The organism is Kitasatospora sp. NPDC001683, from assembly GCF_053596495.1.
This window is the reverse complement of the sequence record NZ_JBSFGK010000163.1, coordinates 1-10,406: the sequence shown is the minus strand read 5'-3', so window position 1 is coordinate 10,406 and position 10,406 is coordinate 1. Positions and strand designations below refer to the sequence as shown.

The 10,406-nt window shown below is 76.1% G+C and carries 2 protein-coding genes; both read left to right on the top strand.

Annotated elements, in window-relative coordinates; genetic code table 11:
* Window positions 1-23 precede the first annotated feature (23 nt).
* The gene (locus ACWCYO_RS39140) at window positions 24-9,506 is read left to right on the top strand and encodes an SDR family NAD(P)-dependent oxidoreductase (protein WP_449786865.1); all 9,483 of its coding nucleotides are present in this window, start codon (window positions 24-26) and stop codon (window positions 9,504-9,506) included.
* Between the two features lie 83 nt (window positions 9,507-9,589).
* Window positions 9,590-10,406, top strand: an 817-nt coding sequence (locus ACWCYO_RS39135) for a beta-ketoacyl synthase N-terminal-like domain-containing protein (protein ID WP_449786864.1), incomplete at its 3' end; no start/stop codon positions are given.

Genomic DNA, 10,406 nt, shown 5'->3' with positions numbered 1-10,406 from the left:
TGGTGCGTGCCCGTGCCGGTTTGATGGACGCCCTGCCCGAGGGCGGGGTGATGGTCGCGGTCGAGGCCGCCGAGGACGAGGTCACGCCGTTACTCGCCGGCGGTGTGGGGATTGCGGCGGTCAACTCGGCGACGTCGCTGGTGGTTTCGGGCGTCGAGGCCGAGGTCCTGAAGGTGATCGAGGGGCTGGCGGGTCGGCGGACGAAGCAGTTGGACGTGAGCCATGCCTTCCACTCGCCGCTGATGGAGCCGATGCTCGACGACTTCCGCACCGTCGTGGAAGGCCTGAACTTCCGTGAACCACAGCTCCCGGCGGTCTCCTCGGTCACCGGCCGCCCGGTCGAGGGCGAGTGGTCGCAGCCGCAGTACTGGGTCGAGCACGTGTCCCGTACGGTCCGTTTCGCCGACGCCCTCGAAGTCGCCAACGCCGGCGCCTGGGTGGAGCTGGGCCCGGACGGTGTGCTGTCCGCCCTCGCGGACAACGCCGTCCCGGTGCTGCGCAAGGACCGTAGCGAGTACCGGCAGGCCGTGACCGCGCTGGCGCACGCCTTCGTCCACGGCGCGGACGTCGACTGGCCGGTCCTGTTCGCCCCTCACGACCCCCAGCGCGTCGCCCTGCCGACCTACCCGTTCCAGCGTGAGCGCTACTGGCTGGAGCCGGTTTCCGCCGGTGACGTCTCCTCGGCGGGCCTGTCCGAGGCCGGCCATCCGCTGCTCGCTGCCGCTGTCGAACTGCCGGACGGCGGGCTGGTGTTGACCGGGCGGATCTCGCTGTCCAGCCACCCCTGGCTCACCGACCACGTCGTCCCCGGCGGTCTGTTGCTGCCCGGTGCCGCGTTCGTGGAGCTGGTGGTCGCCGCCGGTGACCGGGTGGGGGCGCCCAGGGTCGAGGACCTGACGGTGACCTCGCCACTGGCCCTGTCCGAGCACGGTGTGGCACTGGTGCGGGTGACCGTCTCGGCCGCCGACGCCGCCGGGCGCCGGGACGTCGCCGTCCACTCGCGCACCGGCGGTGGCAGCAGCACCGCCGAGGATGCCTGGACCCGGAACGCCAGCGGTGTGCTCGGCCGCGCCTCCGCGACGCCGTCCGAGGCCCTGGACGCCCCCGGCGCGGCTGCCGCCTGGCCCCCGCCCGGCGCCGTAGAGATCGACGCGGTGGACGTCTACGACCGCCTCGCCGAGCACGGCTACGCCTACGGTCCGGCCTTCCGCGGCCTGCGCCGCCTCTGGCGGGCCGGCGAAGAGATCTGCGCCGAGGTCCAGCTCCAGGTGCGCCGCACGGACGACCCGTTCGTCGTCCATCCCGCGCTGCTCGACGCGGCATTGCACCCGTGGCTGCCGGGCGCGGTGCGCCAGGACGGGCCGGGCGTGCTGCCGTTCGCCTGGCAGGGCGTGGAGGTCCACGCGACCGGCGCCGACCGGCTGCGGGTGAGGATCACTCCGATCGGTCCGGACCTGGTCGCACTGCGGCTCGCCGACGCCGAGGGCCGTCCGGTGGTCACCGTCGAGGCGCTGACCTGGCGTGCGGCGAGCGCTGCCGCCGACCCCGCCGCCGACCACCTCTTCCACATCGACTGGGTGCCGGTCGAGGCCTCCGCGGCGGACCCGGGCGAGTGGGCCGCGCTGCCCTGGGACGGCGATCCGGCGGAGCTGTCCGGCCCGGTCCGTCCGCTCACCGTGGTGACGGTGCCCGCCGGTGGCGCCGACGTCGTCGCCGCGACCCACGAGCTGACCGGAAACGCCCTGCGCCTGGTGCAGGGCTGGCTGGCCGAGGAGCGGTTCGCCGACGCCTGCCTGGTCTTCCTGCTCGACGAGGGCGACGTGACGGCGGCCGGGGTGCGCGGGCTGCTGAGGTCGGCGGCCACCGAGCACCCGGGCCGGTTCCGGATCGTCGCCGTGGACGGCCGACCCGACCCGGCCGTGGTGCCGGACTCGGCGGAGCCGGAGCTCGCGCTGCGCGACGGCGCCGTGCTCGCCCCGCGGCTGGCCCGGCTCGCGCCCGCGCCCGACGCGCCGGAGCAGGCCTTCGGCCCGGAGGGGACGGTGCTGCTCACCGGCGGCACCGGTGAGCTGGGCGCCGCCCTGGCCCGACACCTGGTGCGGGTCCACGGCGTGCGGCGGCTGCTGGTGCTGAGCCGCAGCGGTCCCGCCGCCCCGTCGGCGGCCCGGCTGCGGACGGAGCTGGCCGAGGCGGGGGCCGAGGCCACCGTCGTGGCCTGCGACGCCGCCGACCGCGAGGCGCTGGCGGCGGTCCTGGGCGACCTGCCGCCCGAGCACCCGCTCACCGCCGTCGTGCACGCCGCCGGCGTGCTGGACGACGGCACCGTGACCGCCCTGACCGGGGAGCGGCTGGACGCGGTGCTGCGCCCCAAGGTCGACGCCGCCTGGGCGCTGCACGAGGCGACCCGGGAACTGGGGCTGACCGCCTTCGTGCTCTACTCGTCGATCTCGGCCCAGATCGGTGCCGCGGGCCAGGCCAACTACGCGGCCGCCAACGCCTTCCTGGACGCCCTGGCCGTGCGCCGGGCCCGGGAGGGCCTGCCGGCCACCTCGCTCGCCTGGGGCCTGTGGGCGCCCGCCGGCGGCATGGCCGAGTCCCTGAGCGGCGCCGACTTCGCCCGGATGGCCCGGACCGGCGTGCTGCCGTTGCCGCACGACACCGGCGTGGGCCTGTTCGACCTGGCGGTGCGCCAGGACCGGGCGTTGGTCGTACCGATGCGCTTCGACGCGGCCGCCGTGCCGGCCGGCGAGGTGCCGCCACTGCTGCGCGGGCTGGTGCGGACCGGAGCCCCGGGACGGCGGACCGCCGCCGGCGGCCCGGCGTCCACCGCGGCCCTGCCCGCCGCCCTGTCGGCCGCGGACCGGGAGGCCGCGCTGGTCAGGCTGGTCCGGGACGCCACGGCCGGCGTGCTCGGCCACGCCGACCCCGAAGCGCTCGACGTGGAACGCACCTTCCAGAGCCTCGGCCTCGACTCGCTGACCGCCGTCGAACTGCGCAACGGCCTGTCCACCGCGGTCGGTGCGAAGCTGCCGACCACCCTGGTCTTCGACTACCCGACGCCCCGGCAGGTGGCCGACCACCTGCTGGCCCGGCTGGGCGGGGAGCGCACGGACGCCGCGTCGGCACCGGCGGCACCGGTCCGGCCGGACGAGCCGATCGCCATCGTCGGCATGGCCTGCCGCTACCCGGGCGAGGTGGACTCCCCGGAGGAGCTGTGGCGGATGGTGGTCGAGGGCCGCGACGTGATCTCCGGCTTCCCGGAGGACCGCGGCTGGCCCGCCGACCTCCACGACCCGGACCCCGACCGGACCGGACACACCTACACCACCGGTGGTGGATTCCTGCACGGGGCCGCCGAGTTCGACGCCGGCTTCTTCGGGATCTCGCCGCGCGAGGCGCTGGGCATGGACCCGCAGCAGCGGCTCCTGCTGGAGACCGCGTGGGAGTCGCTGGAGCGCGCCGGGATCGACCCGGCCGCGCTGCGCGGCAGCCGCACCGGCGTCTTCGCCGGGCAGATGTACCACGACTACGCGCCGAGCGTGGACCGGATGCCCGAGGAGCTGGAGGGCATCCTGCTGACCGGCAACACCGGCAGCGTGCTCTCCGGGCGGCTGTCCTACACCTTCGGCCTGACCGGGCCGGCGATCACCGTCGACACCGCCTGCTCCTCCTCGCTGGTGGCGGTGCACCTGGCCGCCCAGGCGCTGCGGGCGGGGGAGTGCTCGCTGGCGCTGGCCGGCGGCGTCACCGTGATGTCGACGCCCGGCACCTTCGTGGAGTTCGCCCGCCAGCGCGGTCTGTCACCCGACGGGCGGTGCAAGCCGTTCTCGGCCGGGGCGGACGGCACCGGCTGGTCCGAGGGCGTCGGGGTGCTCGTCCTGGAGCGGCTGTCGGACGCCCGGCGCAACGGCCATCGGGTGCTGGCGGTGGTGCGCGGCAGCGCGGTCAACCAGGACGGCGCTTCGAACGGCCTCACCGCCCCCAACGGGCCGTCCCAGCAGCGGGTGATCCGCCAGGCGCTGGCCAACGCCGGCCTCGCCACCCAGGACGTGGACGTGGTCGAGGCGCACGGCACCGGTACCCGGCTCGGCGACCCGATCGAGGCCGAGGCCCTGCTGGCCACCTACGGGCAGGACCGCCCGGCCGACCGGCCGCTGTACCTCGGCTCGGTGAAGTCCAACCTCGGGCACACCCAGGCCGCCGCCGGCGTCGCCGGGGTGATCAAGATGGTCATGGCGCTGCGCGACGGAGTACTGCCCCGGAGCCTGCACGCCGACCGGCCGTCCCCGCACGTGGACTGGGCCTCGGGAGCGGTCGAGCTGCTCGCCGACAGCCGTCCGTGGCACGAGGACGGCATCCGGCGGGCCGCCGTCTCGGCCTTCGGCATCAGCGGCACCAACGCCCACGTGATCATCGAGCAGGCCCCGGCCGAGGAACCGGCCGAGGCGACCGAGGCGACCGACCGTACCCCGCCGGCCGTGGTGCCCTGGGTGCTCTCCGCCCGCAGCGCCGCCGCCCTGCGCGAACAGGCCGCCCGGCTCGCCGAGTGGCCGGCGGACGAGCCGGCCCGGGTCGGCAGCTCGCTGCTCGGCACCCGCTCGCTCTTCGAACACCGCGCGGTCGTGGTCGGCGGGGCGCCCGACGAGCTGCGGGCCCGGCTGCGGGCGCTGGCCGCCGGGGAGCCGGACCGCCTGGCGGTGGTCGGCGAGCGCGGCGACCAGCCCGGTGACGTGGTCTTCGTCTTCCCCGGCCAGGGCTCCCAGTGGCTCGGCATGGCCGCCGAACTGCTCGACACCGCACCGGTGTTCGCCGAGTCCATGCGCGCCTGCGACCGGGTCATCGGCGAACTCGCCGGCTGGTCGGTGCTGGACGCCGTGGCCGGGAACGAGGACGCGCCGTCCCTGGAGCGGGTCGACGTGGTGCAGCCCGCGCTGTTCGCGGTGATGGTCTCGCTGGCGGCGCTGTGGCGCTCCCTGGGCGTGACCCCGGCCGCCGTGCTGGGCCACTCCCAGGGCGAGATCGCGGCCGCGCACGTGGCCGGCGGCCTCTCCCTCACGGACGCCGCGCGGATCGTCGTCCTGCGCAGCCGGGCGCTGACCGAACTGGCGGGCACCGGCGGCATGCTGTCGGTCCCGCTGCCCGCCGACGAGGTGGCGCGGGCCCTGGAGGGCTGGGACGGGCGGCTCTCGGTGGCGGCGGTGAACGGTCCTCGGGCCACCGTGGTCTCCGGCTGGAGCGAGGCGCTGGACGGCTTCGAGGCCGAACTGGTCGCCGCCGGCGTCGAGGTGCGCCGGATCCCGGTGGACTACGCCTCGCACTCCGCCCAGGTCGAACCGCTCCGCGAACGGCTGCTGGCCGAGCTGCGCGACCTCGCCCCCGTCTCCGGCGACGTGCCGATGTGGTCCACCGTCACCGGACGGCCGCACGACACCGCCGCGATGGACGCCGAGTACTGGTACGAGAACCTGCGCCGCACCGTGCGCCTCGACGACGTGGTCGGCGAGCTGCTGGCGACGGGACACGGGGTCTTCGTCGAGTGCAGCCCGCACCCGGTGCTCACCGTCGGCATCCGCGACCGGGCCGAGCACGCCGACCGGGCCGGTGCCGTGGTGACCGGCTCGCTGCGCCGCCGACGCGGCGGGCTCGACCAGTTCCTCACCGCCGCCGCCGAACTCTTCGTCCACGGCGTCCCGGTGGACTGGACCCGCTGCTTCGAGGGCTCCGGGGGCCCCGCGGTCGAGCTGCCGACCTACCCGTTCCAGCGGGAGCGGTACTGGCTCGACCCGGTCGGCCCCGACACCGACGTCTCGGCCGCCGGCCTGGCCGGCAGCGGCCACCCGCTGATCGGGGCCGCCGTCGACCTGCCGGACGGCGCACTGGTGCTGACCGGCCGCCTGACCCGGGCCGCCGTGCCCTGGCTGGCCGACCACACCGTCTTCGACCGCGTCCTGCTGCCCGGCACCGCCTTCGCCGAGCTGCTCACCGCGATCGGCGACCGGGTCGGCGCGCCCTGCCTGGAGGAGGTGACCATCACCGCGCCGCTGGTCGTCCCGGAACGCGGCGGCGTGCTGGTCCGGGCCGTGGTCTCGCCGGCCGACGAGGAGGGTCGCCGCCAGGTCACCGTCCACTCCCGCCCGGAGACCGAGGCCGCCGCCCCGCCGTGGAGCGACCACGTCGAGGCCGTGCTCGGCACGGTCGGCGGCGCCCCGGTCGAGCTGCGCGCCTGGCCGCCGACCGGCGCCGTGGAGGTCGACCTCGACGGAGCGTACGAGCGGCTCGCCGCCGACGGCTTCCGGTACGGGCCGAGCTTCCAGGGCCTGACCCGGCTGTGGCGGCACGGCGCCGAGCTCTACGCGGAGGCCGGGCTGGACGCGGCGGACGCCGACGGCCACCTGGTGCACCCGGGGCTCTTCGACAGCGCCCTGCACCCCCTGCTGCTCGCCGACGACCGCGAGGGCGGGCTGCCGTTCGCCTGGCGGGGCGTGCGCGTGCACGCCTCCGGGGCCACCCGGATCCGGGTGCGGCTCAGCCCGGCCGGGCCCGACGCGGTCTCCGTGGCGGTCGCCGACGGCACCGGCGCCCCGGTGCTGACGGTCGACTCCCTGGTGCTGCGGCCCGCTGCCCGGGAGGCGCTGGCCGCCGCCACGGGGGCCCCCGACGCACTGCACCTGGTGGAGCTGGTCCCGTTGCGGCCCGGCCCCGGGGAGCCGGACGCGGGCGACTGGGCCGTCCTCGGCGAACCGCCCGCCTGGTGGCCCGCGGAGCAGGACGCGCCCGTGACCCACCCCGACCCGGCCGCCGTGGCCGCGGCCGACCACCGCCCGGCCGTCGTGCTGGCCCCGGTCGCCGTACCCGACGGCCCGGACCCGGCCGACCGCGCCCGCCGGGCCGTGCACCGCACCTTGGAGCTGCTCCGGGACTGGCTCGCCGACGACCGGCTGGAGGGGACGGAGCTGGTGGTGGTGACCGCCGACGCCCTCGCCGCCGACCTGGCCCAGTCGGGCGTCTGGGGCCTGCTGGCGAGCGCCCAGACCGAGAACCCCGGCCGGTTCCGGCTGATCGACCTGGACGGCGAGGCCGCCGCCCGGCTGCTGCCGACCGCGCTGGCCTCCGGCGAGCCGCAGCTGGTGCTGCGCGGTGCCGAGCTGTTCGTGCCCCGGCTCGTCCCGGCCGCGAGCAGGCCCGCCCTGCCCGTCCCGGACGCGCCCGCCTGGCGATTGGAGATCCCCGAGGCCGGCACCCTCGACAGCCTGACGCTGGTGCCCGCCGACGCCGCCGACCGCCCGCTGGAGGCCGGTCAGGTACGCGTCGCGGTGCGCGCCGGCGGGCTGAACTTCCGGGACGTGCTGATGGCCCTCGGCATGTACCCGGGGCGGATCGTCCTCGGCAGCGAGGGCGCCGGCATCGTCACCGAAGTCGGCCCCGGCGTCACCGAGTTCGCCCCCGGGGACCGCGTGCTGGGAATGTTCTTCCACGCCTTCGGCCCGGTGGCCGTCGCGGACCGCCGCATGATCGCCCCGATGCCCGAGGGCTGGACCTTCGCCGAGGCCGCGTCCGTCCCGGTGGTCCACCTGACCGCCTACTACGGGCTGGTCGACCTCGCCGGGCTGAAGGCCGGCGAACGGGTGCTGATCCACGCGGCCACCGGCGGCGTCGGCATGGCCGCCGTCCAACTCGCCCGCCACCTGGGCGCGGAGGTCTACGGCACCACCAGCCCGGCCAAGCAGGCGGTGCTCCGCGACCTCGGTCTCGACGAGGCCCACCGCGCCTCCTCCCGCTCCCTCGACTTCGAGGAGCGGATCCGCACCGCCACCGACGGGCGCGGCGTCGACGTGGTGCTCAACTCGCTGGCCCGCGAGTACGTCGACGCCTCGCTGCGGCTCACCGTGCCCGGTGGCCGCTTCGTGGAGATGGGCAAGACCGACATCCGTGCCGCCGACGACGTGGCCCGCGACCACGCCGGAGTCGCCTACCGGGCGTACGACCTGGTCGACGCCGGGCCGGAACGGATCGGACAGATGCTGCGCGAGGTCCTGGAACTGTTCCGGGCCGGCGCGCTGACCCTCTCCCCGGTCCGGGCCTGGGACGTCCGCCGGGCCAAGGACGCCTTCCGGCACCTGCGCGAGGCCCGGCACGTGGGCAAGAACGTGCTGACCATGACGCCCGCGCTCGACCCGGACGGCACCGTCCTGATCACCGGCGCCACCGGCCTGCTCGGCACCCTGCTCGCCCGTCACCTGGTCCACCACCACGGCGTGCGGCACCTGCTGCTGGTCAGCCGCAGCGGCCCGGCGGCGCGCGGGATCGACGATCTGGTCGCCGAGCTCACCGCGGCCGGGGCGCAGGTCACCGTGGTCGGCGCCGACATCGCCGACCGCGCGGCCCTGGCCGGCGTACTGGACGGCATCCCGGCCGAGCACCCGCTCACCGCCGTCGTCCACGCGGCCGGCGTCCTCGACGACGGCGTGCTCACCGCGCTCACCCCCGAACAGGTCGACCGCGTGCTGCGCCCGAAGATCGACGCGGCCTGGCACCTGCACGAGCTCACCCGCGACCTCGACCTGGCGGCGTTCGTCCTCTACTCCTCCATCGCCGGCGTCAACGGCGCGCCGGGACAGGCCAACTACGCCGCCGCCAACACCTTCCTCGACGCGCTCGGCCGCCACCGCGCGGCCCGGGGACAGGCCGCGACCTCGCTGGCCTGGGGCCTGTGGGAAGACGCCAGCGGGATGACCGGACACCTCGCCGAGGCGGACCGGGCCCGGATGGTCCGCAGCGGGTTGGTGCCGATGGGCTCGGCGGAGGGGCTCGCCCTGTTCGACGCCGCGCTGTCCGCCGGCGAACCCGTCGTGGTCCCCGCCCGGCTCGACACCCGCGCGCTGCGCGCCGAGCCCGCGGCCGTCCCCGCGCCGCTGCGGGACCTGGTGCGCACCACGGTGGTCCGCCGCGCCGCGGCCACCGGCGACGGCGGAGCGGAGTCCCTGGTCGCCCGGCTCACCCGGCTTCCGGCCGCGGAACGGCGGAGCACCCTGCTCGACCTGGTCACCGCGCAGGTCGCCGCGGTGCTCGGCCACACCGACCCGGCCCTGGTGCGCGACGCCCGCGCCTTCAAGGAACTCGGCGTGGACTCGCTCACCGCCGTCGAACTGCGCAACCGGCTGGCCGCCCTGACCGGGCTGCGGATCCCGGCGACCATGGTCTTCGACCACCCGAGCCCCGCGCTGGTCGCCGACCACCTCCTCGGCAGGCTCGATCTGCCGGACCCCGAGGAGGAGCCCGTGCTGGCCGGCCTGCGGGCGGTCGGCGACCACCTGCCGGACCTCCTCGGCGACGAGACGGCACGCCAGCGGGTCGCCGACCGGCTGCGCGAACTGCTCGACGCGGTGGCGGGGCCCGCAGCGGCGGGCCCGGGCTCGGGAGCCGTGGCGGACGGGGAACCCGACACCGACCTCGACACGGCCACCGACGACGAGCTGTTCGCCCTGGTCGACCAGGAGCGGCCGTAGCCCGGACGACCCGCACGGCCCGTACGGCCCGCCGCTGTTCCCTCGCACCGCCGAACCTGACCACACCAGGGGAGTGACCTCGCGTGTCCGACGAATCCAAGCTCCGCGAATACCTCAAGCGTTCGATCGCCGACGCGCGCGACGTGCGGCGGCAACTCGACGAGGCGCAGCGCAAGGCGAACGAGCCCATCGCCGTCGTCGGCATGGCCTGCCGCTTCCCCGGCGGGGTCGCCTCGCCGGACGACCTGTGGCGGATCGTCGCCGAGGGCGTCGACGCCATCGGCGGACTGCCGACCGATCGCGACTGGGAGCTCGACCGGCTGTACGACCCGGACCCGGAGGCCGTCGGCCACAGCTACACCCGGGAGGGCGGATTCGTCCACGACGCGGGCCAGTTCGACGCGGGCTTCTTCGGCATCTCGCCGCGCGAGGCGCTCGCGATGGACCCGCAGCAGCGGCTGCTGCTCGAAACCGCCTGGGAGGCCTTCGAGCACGCGGGCATCGACCCGGCCCCGCTGCACGGCAGCCGCACCGGCGTCTTCGTCGGCTCCAGCAGCCACGAGTACGGCCCCACGATCGAGGAGACCCCCGCCGAGGTCGAAGGCCTGGTGCTCACCGGCGGAGCGCCCAGCGTGCTGTCCGGCCGGGTCTCCTACACCTTCGGCTTCACCGGACCGGCCCTGACGGTCGACACGGCGTGCTCGTCCTCGCTGGTCGCCCTGCACCTGGCGGCGCAGGCGCTGCGCAACGACGAATGCCCGCTCGCCCTGGCGGCCGGGGTCACCATCATGGCCACACCCCGTACGTTCGTGGAGTTCTCGCGGCAGCGGGTGGGATCGCCGGACGGGCGGTGCAAGTCGTTCTCGGCGGCGGCCGACGGTGCGGGGTGGTCGGAGGGCG